The sequence below is a fragment of the Enterobacter sp. E12 genome (assembly GCF_014596715.2).
GTDB classification, from domain to species: Bacteria; Pseudomonadota; Gammaproteobacteria; order Enterobacterales; family Enterobacteriaceae; genus Enterobacter; species Enterobacter bugandensis.
This window is the reverse complement of the sequence record NZ_CP115601.1, coordinates 299,386-316,371: the sequence shown is the minus strand read 5'-3', so window position 1 is coordinate 316,371 and position 16,986 is coordinate 299,386. Positions and strand designations below refer to the sequence as shown.

The following is a 16,986-nucleotide window of genomic DNA, read 5'->3' as shown; positions in this document are numbered from 1 at the left end:
AGGAAGAGATTACAGCCATTCGCCGTTACGAATCACGCCAACAGCCAGACCTTCAATAGAGAAGCTCTGTTCGCGGAGGTCGACCACAATCGGGGTGAACTCGTTGTTTTCGGGCAACAGCTGAACAGTGTTACCCTGTTTTTTCAGGCGCTTAACGGTCACTTCGTCATCAATGCGCGCAACCACCACCTGGCCGTTTCGCACATCCTGCGTTTTGTGAACGGCCAGAAGGTCGCCATCAAGAATGCCGATGTCTTTCATCGACATCCCGCTAACGCGCAGCAGAAAATCAGCGCTCGGCTTGAACATACCAGGATCGACCTGGTAGTGACCTTCAATATGCTGTTGTGCCAGCAGCGGTTCACCTGCGGCAACGCGGCCTATCAGCGGAATGCCCGTCTCTTCTTCCACCAGCAGGCGGATACCACGCGACGCGCCTGACACAATCTCAATCACACCCTTACGCGCCAGCGCTTTCAGGTGTTCCTCGGCAGCATTCGGAGAACGGAAACCCAGACGCTGCGCGATTTCCGCACGCGTGGGTGGCATACCCGTCTGGCCGATATGATCCCGAATGAGATCAAACACCTCTTGCTGCCTGGTCGTTAATGCTTTCATTCCGCCCCCTGGGTGTATATACAGTTATGCTGTGAGTATATACAGTCAAAGGCGATTTTGGAACCAAAAACTGCACAAAAAACCAGGGACTTAATTATTCCTCGAGCATCATCGGAAATGTGACCAAAGCAGCGTGACCCAGGTAATGGCTGCGGTGATAATCGCCAGCAGGACAGCGGCGGAGCCCATATCTTTCGCGCGGCCAGAGAGCTCGTGAAAATCAGAGCCGATTCGATCGACCACGGCCTCAATAGCGCTATTGAGAATTTCCACTATCATCACCAGAAGTACGGAACCGATGAGAAGCACGCGGGTAATGGCATCTACATCAAGGAAACAGGCGATGATAACCGCGACGATAGCGGCGACACCTTCCTGGCGAAAAGCAGCTTCATTGACCCACGCGGCACGGAAACCTTTCCATGAATAGCCGGCGGCTTTGATGATACGCGTCAACCCAGTGGTATTATTGGCCATTAAAAGAACCTTTTTTAAAGAAGAGCGTCAGTAACAGGAGCTGCAGCGCGTTTCGCTGCCGCCTGAAGTATGACGGGTAACAACAGAAATTTTGCGCGCTTTCTGTTATCCTTGCGCCGCAATTGCATTATTAACCAGAGGCTTTACATCGTTTATGTCCGGCTGGCCACGAATTTACTACAAATTACTTAATTTACCATTAAGCATACTGGTAAAAAGCAAGTCTATCCCAGCAGAACCCGCGCTGGAACTGGGGCTCGATACGTCGCGCCCTATTATGTACGTTTTGCCTTATAACTCTAAGGCAGACCTGCTAACGCTTCGTGCCCAGTGTCTGGCGCATGATTTACCCGATCCGCTTGAACCACTGGAAGTTGACGGCACTTTGCTGCCGCGCTACGTGTTCATTCACGGCGGGCCGCGCGTGTTTACCTATTACACACCGAAAGAAGAGTCCATCAAGCTGTTCCACGACTATCTCGACCTGCACCGCAGCAATCCTGACCTGGATGTGCAGATGGTGCCGGTATCGGTGATGTTTGGTCGCCGTCCGGGCCGCGAAAAAGGCGAAGAGAACCCGCCGCTGCGCATGCTTAACGGCATCCAGAAATTCTTCGCGGTCTCCTGGCTGGGACGCGACAGCTTTGTGCGCTTCTCCCCTTCCGTCTCCCTTCGCCGAATGGCGGACGAGCACGGCACTGACAAGATCATCGCGCAAAAATTGGCGCGCGTGGCGCGTATGCACTTCGCCCGTCAGCGCCTGGCGGCCGTAGGGCCACGTCTTCCGGCGCGTCAGGACCTGTTCAACAAGCTGCTGGCCTCCAAAGCGATCGCCCGCGCCGTTGAAGACGAAGCGCGCAGCAAGAAAATTTCCCATGAGAAAGCCCAGCAGAACGCCATTGCGCTGATGGAAGAGATTGCCGCGAACTTCTCCTACGAGATGATTCGCCTGTCCGATCGTATTCTCGGCTTTACCTGGAACCGCCTGTATCAGGGCATCAACGTGCATAACGCTGAGCGTGTACGTCAGCTGGCCCACGATGGTCATGAGATTGTCTATGTCCCCTGCCACCGCAGCCACATGGACTACCTGCTTCTCTCCTACGTGCTCTATCACCAGGGACTGGTACCGCCGCACATTGCCGCCGGTATTAACCTGAACTTCTGGCCAGCAGGCCCGATTTTCCGCCGCCTGGGTGCGTTCTTTATTCGTCGTACCTTCAAGGGCAACAAGCTCTACTCCACCGTGTTCCGCGAGTATCTCGGCGAGCTGTTCAGCCGCGGCTACTCCGTAGAGTACTTCGTGGAGGGCGGGCGCTCCCGTACCGGTCGTCTGCTCGATCCGAAGACCGGCACGCTGTCGATGACCATTCAGGCGATGCTGCGCGGCGGTACGCGTCCAATCACGCTCGTGCCAATTTACATTGGCTATGAGCACGTGATGGAAGTGGGCACCTACGCGAAAGAGCTGCGCGGCGCGACCAAAGAGAAAGAGAGCCTGCCGCAGATGCTGCGTGGCCTGAGCAAGTTACGCAACCTGGGTCAGGGCTACGTAAACTTTGGCGAGCCGATGCCGCTGATGACGTATCTGAACCATCATGTTCCGGATTGGCGCGAGTCTATCGATCCTATCGAAGCGGTGCGTCCGGCCTGGCTGACGCCAACGGTGAACGGTATCGCGTCCGAGCTGATGGTGCGCATTAACAACGCCGGTGCGGCCAATGCGATGAACCTGTGCTGTACGGCGCTGCTGGCTTCACGTCAGCGTTCCCTGACCCGTGAACAGCTCACGGAGCAGCTGGACTGCTATCTGGACATGATGCGCAACGTGCCATACTCGGTTGATTCGACAGCTCCTTCTGCTACCGCCAGCGAGCTTATCGATCACGCGCTGCAGATGAATAAGTTCGAAGTCGAGAAAGATACGATCGGCGATATCATCATTCTGCCGCGCGAGCAGGCCGTACTGATGACGTACTACCGCAACAACATCGCTCATATGCTAATGCTGCCGTCGCTCATGGCGGCCATTATCACCCAGCATCGCCGTATTTCACGTCAGGAGCTGTTGCGCTACGTTGAGACGCTCTACCCGATGCTTAAAGCGGAGCTATTCCTGCGCTGGAGCAAGGAAGAGCTGGCCGTTGAGCTGGATAAACTGACGGAAGAGCTGCGCCGTCAGGGGCTGATCACCGTTGCGAACTACGAGCTGCACATCAATCCGTCACGCTCCCGTACCCTGCAACTGCTGGCGGCCGGTGCGCGCGAAACGCTGCAGCGCTACGCCATTACGTTCTGGCTGCTGAGCGCGAACCCGTCCATCAACCGCGGCACGCTGGAGAAAGAGAGCCGGACGCTGGCGCAGCGCCTGTCCGTTCTGCACGGCATTAACGCCCCGGAATTCTTCGACAAAGCGGTCTTCAGCTCGCTGGTGCTGACGCTGCGTGACGAAGGCTTCATCAGTGATACGGGCGATGCCGAGCCGGAAGAGACGCTGAAGGTTTACCAGATGCTGGCTGAACTGATTACCTCGGATGTGCGCTTGACGATTGAGAGCGCCACGCAGGGCGAGTAACACAATGCCGGGTTATGGCCCGGCCTGATGCCCTGGATAATAAAAAAGGCCCGGTAAGCGCTAACGCTACCGGGCCTTAGTTTTGAGCCTTGTTAAATCACCGCATTCAGCTCAGCAGCGTAAAGGCAATCATCCCGACAATGGCCCCGGTGGTGCCGAGGATGGTTTCCATCAGCGTCCAGGTTTTCAGCGTTTGCGCTTCGGTGGCGCCAGTAAACTTGCCGAACAGCCAGAAGCCGGCGTCGTTAACGTGCGAGACCACAATTGACCCGCCCGCGATGCAGATAGACAGCGCGGCCATCTGCGCACCGGAGTAGTTCAGCTGTTCAATCACCGGCATCACCAGACCCACGGCGGTTAAACACGCCACGGTGGCGGAACCCTGAATGATACGTACCGCCGCAGCCAGCACAAAGCAGGTGACCGCAATCGGCAGACCCATCCCGGTCAGGGCTTCACCCAGAGCCGGGCCCACGCCGGAATCCACCAGCACCTGCTTGAACACGCCGCCTGCACCGATAACCAGCAGGATAATCCCCGCAGGCTGCAGCGCCGCACCGCAGATCTCCATCACCCGGTCTTTTGGCATCCCTTGACGCATCGCCAGGCCGTAAATCGCCACCAGGCACGCCACCAGGATCGCCGTGAACGGATGACCAATGAACTCAAACCATTCGTAGGCGGTAGAACCGACCGGCACAAAGCGCGCGGCGATGGTTTTCAGGCCCACCAGCACCAGCGGGAGCAGGATCAAAGAAAGGCTAAAGCCGAATGACGGCATTTTGCCTTCGCCCAGGTGTGGCTCGGTGATGTCGTCCGGAATGTGCAGTTCAACGTAACGGCTGATGAAGTTGCCCCACAGCGGACCGGCGATAATCATCCCCGGGATGGCCGCGCACAGGCCAATCAGGATCATCCAGCCAAAATCGGCGTGCATCTGGGAGGCCAGCAGCATCGGCGCCGGCCCTGGCAGCAGAAACGCCGCAGCCGCCGCCACGCCCGCAAACAGCGGAATGACCAGCTTCACGAGGTTAGTGCCGGTATGGCGCGCCATGGAGAAGGCGACGCTGATGAGCAGCACCACCGCCACTTCGAAGAACAGCGGCAGTGCGCAAATCAGACCGGCCAGGCCAATCGCGTAGTGCGCGCGGCTGTGCCCGAAGGATTTGAGCATTTTGACGGCAATCTGGTCGACCGCGCCCGTCTCATGCAGAATCTTGCCAAACATCGCGCCCAGCGCGACCACAATCGCCAGGAAGCCCAGCGTGCCTCCCATCCCTTTTTCCATCGTCGCGGCGATCTTGTCGAGCGGCATACCGGAAAAGAGACCTGCACCAATAGAAACCACCATCAAAGCAACGAAGGCGTGCATACGCGCCTTCATCACTAAAAACAGCAGCAGCAATACCGAACCCACTGCTGTCAAAACTAGCGTTAATGTACTCAAAACTTACTGCCTTTTGTTAATGACCTCGATGGTGCTGGCTACAACACCTTCCAGCGGCTGATCGATATCAACCACTAAGACGTCTTTTTCATCTTCACCCGGCTCCTGAAGCGCTTCGAACTGCGTCACCAGCATCTGGGTTTTAAAGAAGTGGCCTTTACGCGCTTTCAGACGGCTTTCAATCACCCCGAAATCGCCTTTCAGGTAGATGAACGAGAGGTTCGGATTGCCGTCGCGCAGCAGGTCGCGGTAGTTTTTTTTCAGCGCGGAGCAGACGATCAGGGAAACTTTGTTGGTGCGCTGCATCGCGAACGCGGCGTCATTCAGCGCCTGCAACCACGGTTTGCGGTCGTCATCGTTCAGCGGTTCGCCGGAGGCCATTTTCATGATGTTGCTGCGCGGATGGAGGAAGTCACCATCAAGAAACGCAGCCTGAAGTTGATGCGCCACTTCGCTCGCCACGGCAGATTTACCGCTACCGGACACGCCCATCAGGACGTAAACGTGGTGATCGTGATTAGTCGTGCTCAAAGGGTGTCCCTCAGTCAATTGTTACGGGTAACAGTTATCGGTAACATTGTCCTGCCGGGGCAAAAGAGAAGCAATATCCAAACGTGCGCGAAGTGAATAAGTGTGAGCTACTTCAAATTTGTCAGTTCAAATAGATCCACCCGGTGACAAGGTGAAACCTAAATCTAACATTTTAGGGGTAACCGTCTCTCCACGAATGCGCGCCAGCAGGCGTTCTGCGCCAATGCGGCCCATGCGTTCACGCGGTGTCAGAACGCTCGCCAGACGCGGCTCCATCACCTGACCAATATCGTGGCCGTGGAAGCCGGCAATCGCCATATCCTCAGGGATCTTCAACCCCAGACGCTGGCATTCGAACGCTGCACCGACCGCAAGGTCATCGTTGGTACAGAAAATACCGTCCAGTTGCGGATACTCGCGTCGTGCCTGACGCATCAGCTCAATACCCGAGGTGTAAGATGAGGACTGCTCCACCATCACGCTGTACGGGGTTAAATTTGCGTCGAGCATCGCCTGCTCGTATCCCTTCTGTTTGATGATAGTACGTTCATCAAGACGCGCACCCAGATAGGCAATATGACGATGACCGCGGGCGATGATCGCCGCTGTCATCTGACGAGCCGCTTCAAAGTTATCGAACCCAACGGCGATGTCGAGGCATGGCGACTGGCTGTCCATGAGCTCCACCACCGGAATACCGGCGACTTCAATCATTTTGAGCGTGCGCGGCGTGTGGGTACGTTCGGTTAAAATCAGGCCGTCAATGTTCCAGGAAAGCATTGATTCAAGACGTTCCTCTTCCAGTTCCGGCTTGTACCCATAGTGAGCAAGCATGGTCTGGTAACCAAACGCATCGGTAACGCTTTCAATGCCGCGCAGAACTTCAGCGAAAACCTGGTTGGTCAGGGAAGGAAGCAGAACGCCCACCGCACGGCTGGTCGCATTGGAGAGAATATCGGGTGCGCGGTTGGGAATATAACCCAGTTCATCAAGGGCGGCGGCAATCTTGCCACGCAACGCCACGGAAACCTGTTCCGGGTTACGTAAAAAACGGCTGACCGTCATTTTGGTCACACCGACGCGATCGGCGACATCCTGAAGTACGGGGCGTTTCTTTTTCATCGTCCTGAGAAATCTTGAAGTGAGAGATTTGCTCAGTTTATCACGGACAAAGCTCAACCTTCCCCGTTTAAAGGGAAGGTTGAGAAATTATTTAGACCGGAGGCAGGTCAAACAGCAGGATTTCGCTTTCGCTGTCGGCGTGCACGGAGAGCGCCTGCTCATCCCAGACGGCCAGACCATCGGCGGTGGTGGCTTTGGTGCCGTTGATAGACACTTCCCCTTTCACCACCTGGATCCAGACGCGGCGGTTGGCGGCAATCTGGTGCACGGACTGTTCGTCTTTCGCCAACGCCCAGCGGTACAACTCCATATCCTGATGCACTTTCAGGGAACCTTCACGCGCGTCCGGGGACAGCACCAGCTGTTTGCCCTGTTTCGCGTCGAAGCGGCGCTGCTCGTAGCGTGGCGTGATGCCGGTCTCTTCTGGAATGATCCAGATTTGATACAGGTGCAGTTTTTCCGTTTTGCTCGGGTTGTACTCAGAGTGACGCACCCCGGTACCCGCGCTCATAATCTGGAACTCGCCCGCCGGCACCTGCTCTTTGTTGCCCATGCTGTCCTGGTGCTCAACCGCCCCTTCCAGCACGTAGGTCAGGATTTCCATGTCTTTGTGCGGGTGGGTACCGAAGCCCTGGCCTGCATCAATCACGTCGTCGTTAATCACGCGCAGCGCGGAGAAGCCCATGAAGTTCGGGTCGTAGTAGTCGGCAAACGAGAATGAATGCCATGAGTCCAGCCAGCCATGATTTGCGTGACCGCGTTCGTTTGCTTTGCGTAAGTAGATCATTGTTTTCACCCTCAGTTCGTTTCGATGGAGTAAGTGTGGACTCAAACGGTCGGGGATCATAGAGGGTGAAAATTGACTCCTCTGTTCAAAAATTATGAACAAGCCCAGAGGAGCCGTTTTTGCTTATTTCGCGAGGGTTACCGTGGCAGGAGAAGCCTGCTCGAAGGCCCGTTCAAGCATTTCAAGGTTGGTCAGAACGTCAGATTCCTTGACGTAATTCGGCGCGCCGCTGGTGAGAGTTTCATACAGTGCATCGTAGACGCGGCCATAGTCGCCGGTTTCCGGTTTCAGCTCTTCTTTGACCGTTACGCCCTCATCGTTCACATACTCCAGCACGCCCACGGAATCGTCCGCCGCAAAGCCCGGTTCGCCTGGCATGATGTTGGCCTTCAGGCTGGTCTCCTGCTGGTCAATGCCGTACTTAATGAACGAACCTTTGGTACCGTGAACGATAAATTTCGGGTAGTCGATTTTCACCAGGTGACTGGTTTTAACGATAGCCTTAAGGTCGCCGTAGAACAGCTGCGCCTCGAAGGTGTCGTCCGGGTTGGCTTTATTGCGCAGGCTGCGGATGTCGTAAGCCACGTGGTCCGGGCGGCCAAACAGGGAGATGATCTGGTCCATGGTGTGTACGCCCAGACCATAGAACGAGCCGTCCTGCGGCAGGCCGGGCTGGGTTTCCGCCACCGGGCGGTAGTAATCGAAGTGGCTTTCGATTTCCACAATGTCGCCAAGCTTGCCGCTCTCAATCGCCTTTTTCGCCGTCAGAAAACAGCTGTCAAAGCGACGGTTCTGATACGGTGTGACGGTCAGCCCTTTGCTCTTCGCCAGCGTAAACAGCGCTTTTGCTTCGGCAATGGTCGGGGTGAACGGCTTTTCCACCAGCACGTTCTTGCCCGCTTCGAGCGAGCGTTTCGCATAGTCAAAATGGCTGTCGGCATGGGTGCAGACAACCACCAGCTTTACCTGCGGGTCATTCAATACTTCATCGAGATCGCTGGTGAAGTGAATCTGGGAGTACTGCGGGGATTGCTCTTCCGGCTTCGCGCGGCGGCGGTAGATATGGGCCACATGCCAGGTGTCTTTACGGTGGAGGACATACGGAAGGTGGTAACGCGTGGTGCTTTTGCCAAATCCAATAAATGCGCAATGTAGTGTCATGGCTCAGTCCTTTTGGAAGGTTACTGAATCTAACCATAACAAAAAAAAAGCCAGCGAGAAGCTGGCTAAAGTAATACTGGAAGCAATGTGAGCAATGTCGTGCTTTCAGGTTCCCGTAGGGGTCCTCCTGAACGCAAAGCAATAATAATCATTCTCATTCGCACTTGTCCAATACTTTTTGCAAAAAATAGCGGTTGACTCAAATTTTAAACTCATTGATGTTGGAGGGGTCTTTTAACCGACTGAGGAACAAGGAATGAGTGAGATAGTGATACGCCACGCTGAACCGAAAGATGCTGAAGCCTTACGCCAGAACTATATGCATCCGGGGGTGTATCACGACACGCTACAGCTACCTCATCCATCCCTTGAAATGTGGCAGGAACGGCTTACGCCTAAACCCGGCCTAAAACGGCTGGTTGCCTGCATTGACGAGAACATTGTCGGTGACCTTGCGTTCCATGTGGAACCCAGCCCGCGACGCAGCCACGTGGCAACGTTCGGTATTAGCGTGGCAGCGCATGCACAGGGACGCGGTGTGGGCAGTGCGCTGATGCGCGAGATGATCAACCTGTGCGATAACTGGATGCGCGTTGAACGGATTGAATTGACGGTGTTTGCCGATAACCCTGCTGCACTGGCGCTGTACCGGAAATTTGGTTTTGAAATCGAAGGGACCGGCAGGAAATTTGCCCTGCGCAACGGCGAATATGTGGATGCGTATTATATGGCGCGGATGAAGTAGTTATTTGCCGGGTGGCGGCTTCGCCTTACCCGGCCTACGTTCGTGCAGTTGTAGGCCCGGTAAGCGCAGCGCCACCGGGCAACGTATCAATACCCCGCCGTCAAATCATCCACCGAACGCGGATCCGACGCGCCAAACAGCGCGCCGTCTGGCCCCACCATAATGCTCTGGGTGCTGCCCATCGCCTCTTTCACCGCAACCTTCTGTCCGCGCTGCTCCAGAAGCTTGATGGTGTCCGGGCTAAAGCCCTTCTCCACGCGCAGTTCATCCGGCAGCCACTGATGATGGAAACGCGGCGCATTGGTCGCCTCGGCGATGTTCATGCCAAAGTCGATGCTGTTCACCACCATCTGTAGCACGGTAGTTATGATGCGGCTCCCGCCAGGGCTGCCGGTCACCAGCCAGGTTTTCCCGTCTTTCACCACGATGGTTGGCGACATGGACGACAGCGGACGCTTCTTCGGCCCCACCGCATTCGCATCGCCGCCGACCAGCCCGTAGACGTTCGGCACGCCCGGCTTGGCGGAGAAGTCATCCATCTCGTTGTTCAGCAGAATGCCGCTGTTGCCCGCTACGATCCCGGTACCAAAGGTAGTGTTGAGCGTGTAGGTCACCGCCACCGCATTGCCGTCTTTATCCACCACCGAGAAGTGCGTCGTCTGGTTGCTTTCATACGGCGCCAGCTTGCCGGGGCGGATCTCGCTCGACGGCTTAGCCTTGTTGATGTCGATCTCATCGGCAATCGATTTGGCGTACGCCTTGTTGGTCAGCGCCTGCCACGGCACCTTCACGAAGTCCGGATCGCCGAGATATTCCGAGCGGTCGGCATAGGCGCGTTTTTCCGCCTCCGCCATCACCTGCATGGCATCCGCGCTGCCGAAGCCGAACTTGTGCATATCAAAGTTTTCAAGAATATTGAGGATCTGCACGATGTGAATGCCCCCGGAAGACGGCGGCGGCATGGAGAAGACCTCGTAGCCGCGGTAGGTGCCGCTAATCGGCTCGCGCTCGACCGCCCTGTATTCCGCCAGGTCAGCTTTGGTGATAAGCCCGCCGTTCTTCTGCATCTCTTCCGCAATCTGGTCGGCAATCGCCCCTTTGTAGAACGCGTCCGGGCCGTGCTCCGCAATCAGCTCCAGGCTTTTGGCGAGGTTCTTCTGCACCAGCTTATCGCCCTTCTTCAGCGGCTCGCCGTCCTTCCAGAATATCGCCTTGCTGTTTTCGTGATTGGGAATGACTTCACTGCCGTAGGTCTTGAGGTCGTCCGCCAGGGCATCATTGACCACAAAGCCCTCCCGCGCCAGCCTGATGGCAGGCTGCACCACCTTGTTCAGCGGCATCGTGCCGTATTTTTCCAGCGCCAGCGAGAAGCCCGCAACGGTGCCCGGCGTGCCGGAGGCGAGGTGCGAGGTCAGAGATTTTTTACTGTCAGGGTTACCCTGGTCGTCGAGGAACATATCGCGGGACGCCTGAGAAGGCGCCATTTCGCGGAAGTCGATTGCCGTGGTTTTGCCGTCTTTGGTGCGCAGCATCATAAAGCCGCCGCCGCCCAGATTCCCCGCCTGCGGATGCGTTACCGCCAGCGCGTAGCCGACCGCGACCGCCGCATCCACCGCGTTACCGCCCTGCTTAAGAATATCGACGCCCACTTGGGTCGCCAGCGCGTCAACCGAGGCCACCATGCCGTGCGTGGCCCGCACGGGGTGAAAAACATCCTCCTCCACGCCGTAAGAGACGGGAGGAGCGGCGGGCGGGTTGGCCGCCACGGTAAATGTGCCGCCTGCCATCAGCGCGGCGATGGCGACCCAGCGCAAGAAGGTTGGTTTCATGATTATTGTTCTCCAGGTGAAGGGATCCATATTCCCCGCTTAAGCCTGGTTCACAACTCCTAAAAAATCATCGTCATGGTGAAATCAGGGTAAACTTAAGAGAGGCCTCAAGAGGAGGAAATGACAATGAAACGCTTGATGATTCTTACGGCGCTGATCCCGCTTGCCGCGCTCGCACAGCCACTCAACACCATGAACAACCCGAACCAGCAGGGTTATGTCATCCCGAGCCAGCAGCGTATGCAGACCGAGATGATGAGCCAGCAACAGCAGCAGAAAGGGATGCTCAATCAGCAGCTGAGAACGCAGACCCAGATGCAGCAGCAGAGCCTGCAAAACCAGATGAACGCCAACACCCAGCGCGTGCAGCAGGGACAGGTGCGCGAGCAGCCGCTGCCAAATAAAAACGGCGGGATGTTAGGGGGCGGGATGTCGCAAAGCAGCGGTCAGCAGCATATGCTGCCGACCCAGCAGAACGGCAGTATGCTCAATAAATAAATTTCGGGCCGATCTGGTCAATCGCATCGGTACAGATACTGTCCACGCCCCAGCGCAGCAGCTCGGCTGCGCGCTGGGGTTTGTTAACGGTGTAGACCAGAATATGCAGACCCGCGTCTTTCAGCATTTTCACCCGCGCCTCATCCAGCAACTTGTGGTTCAGATGGATAGAGACGCAGCCTAAGCGACCCGTCAGTTCACGCCAGTCCTCACGCCACTCGTCCAGCAGCAGCCCGCGCGGCAGCTCAGGTACAGCTGCCTGTGCGGCCTCCAGCGCGTCGGTGTCAAACGACGACAGCAGCGGCGCGGTCATGCCTTCCCACAGCTCGCGCGCGGCAAGGGCAATCACTTTGCCCGTCAGCGGCCCGGTGCCGGTGGTCGGTTTGATTTCGATGTTCGCCATCATGCCATGTTGACGACAGCGATCGGCCACTTCCGCCAGCAGGGGCAGCGGTTCGCCTTTGAATTCGCCGCTATACCAGCTTCCGGCGTCCACCTTCAGCAGATCGCGCCACGGCAGTTCACCCGCCACGCCCCAACCGTTGCTGGTGCGTTCAAGATTGTCGTCATGCAGCAGGAAAATTTCGCCGTCCTTCGACAGCTTGGCGTCGAACTCGATCATCGTGTGGCCGTAGCGCGCGCCGACATCGATCGCCGCCAGGGTGTTTTCCGGGGCCAGCTTACCGCCGCCACGGTGGGCGACGATGTGGGGGTAAGGCCAGTTGCTCATACTCGTTGTCCTGTTTCACCGTCAAAAAGGTGCAGATGGTTTTCCGGCAGGTGGAGCCACAGCGTGCTGCCCGCTTTCGGGCGCTCCTGATGCGCCAGGCGCACCACCATTTTTTGCTCGCCCCAGCGCCCGTGCGCCAGGTTATCTGCACCCAACATCTCCAGCGTGTCCATCACCAGCGGCACGCCGCCGTCCGCCTGAGAGGTTAAACCAATATGCTCGGGGCGGATACCGAGCGTCATCTTACGCCCGGCGTAGCCACGATAGTACCAGTTGATCGGCAGCGCCATCCCGCTTTCCAGTTCAAAGTGGGTGCCCGCGCTGCTGATGCGCCCTTCCAGCAGGTTCATCGCCGGGCTGCCGATAAAGCTCGCCACAAAGCGGGTGGCCGGTTTTTCGTACACTTCCACCGGGGTGCCAATCTGCTCGGCAACGCCTTTGTTCATCACCATTACGCGCTGGGCGAGGGTCATGGCTTCGACCTGATCGTGGGTCACGTACAGTGACGTGGTTTTCAGACGACGGTGCAGCTGCTGCAGCTCAAGGCGCATCTGTACGCGCAGCTTGGCGTCGAGGTTAGACAGCGGCTCGTCGAACAGGAATACCGCCGGGTCACGCACGATAGCGCGCCCCATTGCCACGCGCTGGCGCTGGCCGCCGGAGAGCTCGCGCGGACGGCGCTTCAGCAGGCCATCCAGTTCCAGAATGCGCGCGGCCTCTTTCACGCGCTCGTCTATATGGCCTTTGCCCATGCCGCGAATTTTCAGCCCCCAGGCCATGTTCTCTTCCACGCTCATGTGCGGATAGAGGGCGTAGTTCTGGAACACCATCGCGATGCCCCTGTCTTTCGGCTCCATCTCGGTGACGCGCTGGCGGTCAATCCAGATATCCCCGGACGTGACGCGCTCCAGCCCCGCCACCATGCGCAGCAGCGTGGACTTCCCGCAGCCGGACGGGCCGACCATCACGATAAATTCGCCGTCCGCCACGTCAAGCGTCAGCGGCTGAATGACCTGGGTTTTACCGTCCCAGCTTTTGGTAACTGCCTGAAGTTTTAAACCTGCCATCTTATTTCTCGCTATCGACCAGGCCGCGGACAAACGCGCGCTGCATGGCTAAAACAATGACTACGGGTGGGATTAGGGTGAGCAGCATCGCCGCCATCACCTGGTTCCAGAGGGTGGTGCCTTCGCCGGTGGCAATCATGCCTTTGATGCCCGCCACGGCGGTGCCGAGGTTGACGTCCTGAATAATCAGCAGCGGCCACAGGTACTGGTTCCAGCCGTAGATAAAGGTGATCACAAACAGCGCCGCAAGGTTGGTTTTCGACAGCGGCAGCACGATGTCGCGGAAGAAGCGCATCGGGGAGGCGCCGTCGATGCGCGCGGCCTCAATCAGCTCGTCCGGCAGGGTCATAAAGAACTGGCGGAACAGGAAGGTGGCTGTCGCCGAGGCCATCAGCGGCAGGGTTAAGCCCGCGTAGCTGTCCAGCATCTTCAGGTTGGCGATCACCTCCACCGTCGGGAAGATACGCACCTCCACCGGCAGCATCAGGGTGATGAAAATCATCCAGAAGAAGAGGTTACGCAGCGGAAAGCGAAACCAGACGATGGCGAAGGCCGAGAGCATCGACACCGTAATTTTGCCCACCGTAATGCCGAACGCCATGATGAAGCTGTTGAGCATCATCAGCCAGAACGGCGCGCTGTTGGCACCCACGCCCTGGGTCCAGATGGTTTTCGTGTTCTCGAAAAGATGCCCGCCCGGGATCAGCGTCATCGGCGTGTCGAACACCGCTTTGGTGTCCAGCGTGGCGGCGACAAAGGCCACGTAAAGCGGGAACAGGATGACGATAATCCCTAAAATCAGCATGGTATGGCTGAAAATCGTCAGCCCGCGACGGTTCTCAATCATTGGTAGCGCACCTTACTTTCAACATAGCGGAACTGCACCACCGTGAGGATGATGACGAGGAACATCAGCACCACCGACTGCGCGGCGGAGGCCGAGAGATCCAGCCCAGCGAAACCTTCGCGGTAGATCTTATAGATAAGCGTGGTGGTTGCCTGGACCGGGCCGCCTGCAGTGGCGGCGTCAATCACCGGGAAGGTGTCGAAGAAGGCGTAGACGAGGTTAACCACCAGCAGGAAGAAGCTCACCGGGGCGATCAGCGGCAGCGACAGCCTGAAGAAGCGGCGGATCGGGCCTGCGCCGTCAATTGCCGCGGCCTCCACCAGCGAGCGCGGAATGGACTGCAGCGCGGCAAAGAAAAACAGGAAGTTATAGCTGATCTGCTTCCACACCGAGGCGAACACCACCAGGAACATTGCCTGACCGCTGTTCTGGGCGTGGTTCCAGTCGTAGCCGAACTCTGCCAGGAAGTGAGTAATCAGCCCGCGTCCGGGGTTAAACAGGAAGATCCACAGCACAGCGGCAACGGCGGGGGCCACGGCGTAAGGCAGCAGCATCAGGGTCTGATACAGGCGGCTGCCGCGCACCACGTAATCCACCAGCGCGGCGAAAAACAGCGAGGCAACAAGACCGCTCACGGTCACCAGCGCGCTGAATTTCATCGTCGTCCAGAAGGAGTCCAGGTAGTAGCTGTCATGGAATAGCGCGGTAAAGTTGTCCAGCCCGACGAACTGGCTGGAGAGCCCGAACGGATCGACGCTTTGTACCGAGTACCACAGCGCTTCGCCCGCAGGCCAGATAAAGAAGATAACGGTGATGACCAGCTGAGGCGCGACCAACAGGTACGGCAGCCAGCGGGAGCGAAACACCGGACGGGATGAGGACATGGAGATTGGGTTCCTGAACAATGCCGGGTGGCGGCTGCGCCTTACCCGGCCTGGATGGGGCACGTCGTAGGCCCGGTAAGCGCAGCGCCACCGGGCGAATCACAAATTACGATTTCGTCGACTGCTCAAAGCGGCGCAGCAGCTGATTCCCGCGCTCTACTGCGGAATCCAGCGCCTGCTGTGGCGTTTTCTTCCCGGTCCAGACGCTTTCCAGCTCTTCATCTACGATGGTGCGGATCTGCGGCATGTTGCCCAGACGCAGGCCTTTGGTAAACGGCAACGGCGGCTTGTTCAGCATCTGGCGCGTCGCGATGTCCGCGCCCGGGTTTTTGCTGTAGAAGCCCTGCTCGCGGGTCAGGTCGTACGCAGCTTTGGTGATCGGCAGGTAGCCGGTCTTCTGGTGCCATTCGGCGGCATTTTCCGGCTTCGCCAGGAAGTCGAGGAACTCGGCCACCCCTTTGTAGGTGCCCTTGTCTTTGCCCTGCATCACCCACAGGCTCGCCCCGCCGATGATGGCGTTCTGCGGCGCCCCCTTCACGTCGGCGTCGTACGGCATCATGCCCACGCCATAGTTAAATTTGGCGTAGTGACGGATATCCGCCAGCGAGCCGGACGAGGCGGTGGTAATGGCGCAGTCGCCGTTGTAGAACTTCTCGGTGGATTCGTCTTTCCGCCCGAAGTAGCTGAAATCGCCCTTCTTGTTCAGATCGGCAAGCAGCGCAATGTGCTTCACCTGCTCCGGCTTGTTGAACTCGAGTACCGCGTCAGTGCCGTCGAAGCCGTTATTTTTGGTCGCCACCGGCAGGCCGTGCCAGGCGCTAAAGTTTTCAATCTGGATCCAGCCCTGCCAGCCGCTGGCGTAGCCGCACTTCATGCCCGCCGCTTTCAGCTTCGCGGTGTATTCGGCCAGGTCCTGCCAGGTTTTTGGCGGCTGCTCCGGATCTAAACCGGCTTTTTTGAAGGCGTCTTTGTTGTAGTACAGCACCGGCGTGGAGCTGTTAAACGGCTGGGACAGCAGGTGACCGGTTTTGGAATCGGTATAGTAACCCGCTACGGTCGGTACGAACCGGGATTCATCGAAGTTGATACCCGCCTCTTTGAACACTTCATACACCGGCTTGATAGCTTTCGAGGCCATCATGGTGGCGGTGCCCACTTCATAAACCTGTAACAGTGCAGGCGCGTTGCCGGTACGGAAGGCGGCGATGCCCGCGCTCAGGCTCTGCTCGTAGTTACCTTTGTACACCGGCACAATTTTGTAATCCGGATGGGTGTCGTTGAAACGCTGCGCCAGGGAGTCAACCTCTTTACCCAACTCCCCTTCCATGGAATGCCAGAACGGAATGGTGGTCACAGCCATTGCGTTCGTCGCAAAAGCCAGACCCAGTGCCAGACCCAAAGCTGTGTGTCGTAACGATGTCATTGTCATCTCTCTTATTGTGCCGGATGCGCGATATCACGCGTTTTATGCTCGCGAGGTAACATGACATGCTCGAATGACAGAAAAATAACTATTTGTTTACAGATAAGTGACAGGAAAGGGTCAGGGGGATGATGGTTGTGTGAAGGGGTTAATGCAAAAAAAGCCGGGTGGCGGCTGCGCCTTACCCGGCCTACATGGTATCCGTAGGCCCGGTAAGCGTAGCGCCACCGGGCAATACAGACGGC

Annotated in this window: 16 protein-coding genes; 3 read left to right on the top strand and 13 right to left on the bottom strand. The window is 57.4% G+C overall.

Annotated elements, in window-relative coordinates; translation table 11 throughout:
• Positions 1-9 precede the first annotated feature (9 nt).
• Both lexA and IB212_RS01510 read right to left on the bottom strand, forming a co-directional pair.
• The gene (lexA, locus tag IB212_RS01515; protein WP_028015162.1) at positions 10-618 is read right to left on the bottom strand and encodes a transcriptional repressor LexA; all 609 of its coding nucleotides are present in this window, start codon (positions 616-618) and stop codon (positions 10-12) included.
• Between the two features lie 108 nt (positions 619-726).
• The gene (locus IB212_RS01510; RefSeq protein ID WP_014830281.1) at positions 727-1,095 is read right to left on the bottom strand and encodes a diacylglycerol kinase; all 369 of its coding nucleotides are present in this window, start codon (positions 1,093-1,095) and stop codon (positions 727-729) included.
• Between the two features lie 154 nt (positions 1,096-1,249).
• On the opposite strand from IB212_RS01510, the gene plsB reads away from it, so the two are divergent.
• Positions 1,250-3,670: a glycerol-3-phosphate 1-O-acyltransferase PlsB gene (plsB, locus tag IB212_RS01505; RefSeq protein ID WP_188246072.1), complete on the top strand. Its 2,421-nt coding sequence runs from the start codon at positions 1,250-1,252 to the stop codon at positions 3,668-3,670.
• 106 nt (positions 3,671-3,776) lie between these two features.
• Here plsB and gntU read toward each other — a convergent pair whose 3' ends face one another.
• From gntU to IB212_RS01480, 5 genes are all read right to left on the bottom strand, one after another.
• On the bottom strand, positions 3,777-5,117 hold the full coding sequence (gene gntU, locus IB212_RS01500; protein WP_014833577.1) for a gluconate transporter: 1,341 nt from the start codon (positions 5,115-5,117) through the stop codon (positions 3,777-3,779).
• Between the two features lie 3 nt (positions 5,118-5,120).
• Positions 5,121-5,648 carry a gluconokinase gene (gntK, locus tag IB212_RS01495; protein ID WP_028015160.1) on the bottom strand — a complete coding sequence of 176 codons (528 nt, stop codon included), beginning with the start codon at positions 5,646-5,648 and terminating at the stop codon, positions 5,121-5,123.
• A gap of 126 nt (positions 5,649-5,774) precedes the next feature.
• Positions 5,775-6,770 carry a gluconate operon transcriptional repressor GntR gene (gene gntR, locus IB212_RS01490; protein ID WP_041911546.1) on the bottom strand — a complete coding sequence of 332 codons (996 nt, stop codon included), beginning with the start codon at positions 6,768-6,770 and terminating at the stop codon, positions 5,775-5,777.
• Positions 6,771-6,861: 91 nt separating this feature from the next.
• Positions 6,862-7,557: a pirin family protein gene (locus tag IB212_RS01485; protein ID WP_003861565.1), complete on the bottom strand. Its 696-nt coding sequence runs from the start codon at positions 7,555-7,557 to the stop codon at positions 6,862-6,864.
• Positions 7,558-7,680: 123 nt separating this feature from the next.
• On the bottom strand, positions 7,681-8,718 hold the full coding sequence (locus tag IB212_RS01480) for an oxidoreductase (RefSeq protein ID WP_188246071.1): 1,038 nt from the start codon (positions 8,716-8,718) through the stop codon (positions 7,681-7,683).
• Positions 8,719-8,974: 256 nt separating this feature from the next.
• Here IB212_RS01480 and yhhY point away from each other — a divergent pair, with 256 nt between their 5' ends.
• Positions 8,975-9,463 (top strand): N-acetyltransferase, encoded by a 489-nt coding sequence (gene yhhY, locus IB212_RS01475; RefSeq protein WP_041911548.1) that lies wholly within the window; start codon positions 8,975-8,977, stop codon positions 9,461-9,463.
• Positions 9,464-9,549: 86 nt separating this feature from the next.
• Here yhhY and ggt read toward each other — a convergent pair whose 3' ends face one another.
• Positions 9,550-11,292: a gamma-glutamyltransferase gene (gene ggt / locus IB212_RS01470; RefSeq protein WP_188246070.1), complete on the bottom strand. Its 1,743-nt coding sequence runs from the start codon at positions 11,290-11,292 to the stop codon at positions 9,550-9,552.
• A 126-nt stretch (positions 11,293-11,418) separates the two neighbouring features.
• Here ggt and IB212_RS01465 point away from each other — a divergent pair, with 126 nt between their 5' ends.
• The gene (locus tag IB212_RS01465; protein WP_045631379.1) at positions 11,419-11,790 is read left to right on the top strand and encodes a DUF2756 family protein; all 372 of its coding nucleotides are present in this window, start codon (positions 11,419-11,421) and stop codon (positions 11,788-11,790) included.
• Here IB212_RS01465 and ugpQ read toward each other — a convergent pair.
• The 5 genes from ugpQ to ugpB form a co-directional block, all read right to left on the bottom strand.
• Positions 11,780-12,520 carry a glycerophosphodiester phosphodiesterase gene (gene ugpQ, locus IB212_RS01460; RefSeq protein WP_028015155.1) on the bottom strand — a complete coding sequence of 247 codons (741 nt, stop codon included), beginning with the start codon at positions 12,518-12,520 and terminating at the stop codon, positions 11,780-11,782. The two genes, IB212_RS01465 and ugpQ, sit on opposite strands and share 11 nt — an antisense overlap.
• Complete coding sequence (locus IB212_RS01455) at positions 12,517-13,587, bottom strand: sn-glycerol-3-phosphate import ATP-binding protein UgpC (protein WP_047362620.1); 1,071 nt, start codon at positions 13,585-13,587, stop codon at positions 12,517-12,519. The genes ugpQ and IB212_RS01455 overlap by 4 nt, the downstream gene beginning before the upstream one ends.
• A gap of 1 nt (position 13,588) precedes the next feature.
• Positions 13,589-14,434: a sn-glycerol-3-phosphate ABC transporter permease UgpE gene (gene ugpE / locus IB212_RS01450; RefSeq protein WP_188246069.1), complete on the bottom strand. Its 846-nt coding sequence runs from the start codon at positions 14,432-14,434 to the stop codon at positions 13,589-13,591.
• Positions 14,431-15,318: a sn-glycerol-3-phosphate ABC transporter permease UgpA gene (ugpA, locus tag IB212_RS01445; RefSeq protein ID WP_023618241.1), complete on the bottom strand. Its 888-nt coding sequence runs from the start codon at positions 15,316-15,318 to the stop codon at positions 14,431-14,433. The genes ugpE and ugpA overlap by 4 nt, the downstream gene beginning before the upstream one ends.
• A 106-nt stretch (positions 15,319-15,424) precedes the next feature.
• Entirely contained in the window at positions 15,425-16,741 is a 1,317-nt protein-coding gene (ugpB, locus tag IB212_RS01440; protein WP_041911554.1) for a sn-glycerol-3-phosphate ABC transporter substrate-binding protein UgpB, read from the bottom strand.
• Positions 16,742-16,986 lie beyond the last annotated feature (245 nt).

Excerpts from the sequence above, each read along its gene's own strand:
- IB212_RS01465 (WP_045631379.1), top strand. The coding sequence starts at position 11,419 with ATGAAACGCTTGATGATTCTTACGGCGCTGATCCCGCTTGCCGCGCTC.
- ugpA (WP_023618241.1), bottom strand. The coding sequence starts at position 15,318 with ATGTCCTCATCCCGTCCGGTGTTTCGCTCCCGCTGGCTGCCGTACCTG.
- ggt (WP_188246070.1), bottom strand. The coding sequence starts at position 11,292 with ATGAAACCAACCTTCTTGCGCTGGGTCGCCATCGCCGCGCTGATGGCA.
- lexA (WP_028015162.1), bottom strand. The coding sequence starts at position 618 with ATGAAAGCATTAACGACCAGGCAGCAAGAGGTGTTTGATCTCATTCGG.
- plsB (WP_188246072.1), top strand. The coding sequence starts at position 1,250 with ATGTCCGGCTGGCCACGAATTTACTACAAATTACTTAATTTACCATTA.
- IB212_RS01480 (WP_188246071.1), bottom strand. The coding sequence starts at position 8,718 with ATGACACTACATTGCGCATTTATTGGATTTGGCAAAAGCACCACGCGT.
- ugpE (WP_188246069.1), bottom strand. The coding sequence starts at position 14,434 with ATGATTGAGAACCGTCGCGGGCTGACGATTTTCAGCCATACCATGCTG.
- ugpB (WP_041911554.1), bottom strand. The coding sequence starts at position 16,741 with ATGACATCGTTACGACACACAGCTTTGGGTCTGGCACTGGGTCTGGCT.
- IB212_RS01510 (WP_014830281.1), bottom strand. The coding sequence starts at position 1,095 with ATGGCCAATAATACCACTGGGTTGACGCGTATCATCAAAGCCGCCGGC.
- ugpQ (WP_028015155.1), bottom strand. The coding sequence starts at position 12,520 with ATGAGCAACTGGCCTTACCCCCACATCGTCGCCCACCGTGGCGGCGGT.
- yhhY (WP_041911548.1), top strand. The coding sequence starts at position 8,975 with ATGAGTGAGATAGTGATACGCCACGCTGAACCGAAAGATGCTGAAGCC.
- gntR (WP_041911546.1), bottom strand. The coding sequence starts at position 6,770 with ATGAAAAAGAAACGCCCCGTACTTCAGGATGTCGCCGATCGCGTCGGT.
- IB212_RS01455 (WP_047362620.1), bottom strand. The coding sequence starts at position 13,587 with ATGGCAGGTTTAAAACTTCAGGCAGTTACCAAAAGCTGGGACGGTAAA.
- IB212_RS01485 (WP_003861565.1), bottom strand. The coding sequence starts at position 7,557 with ATGATCTACTTACGCAAAGCAAACGAACGCGGTCACGCAAATCATGGC.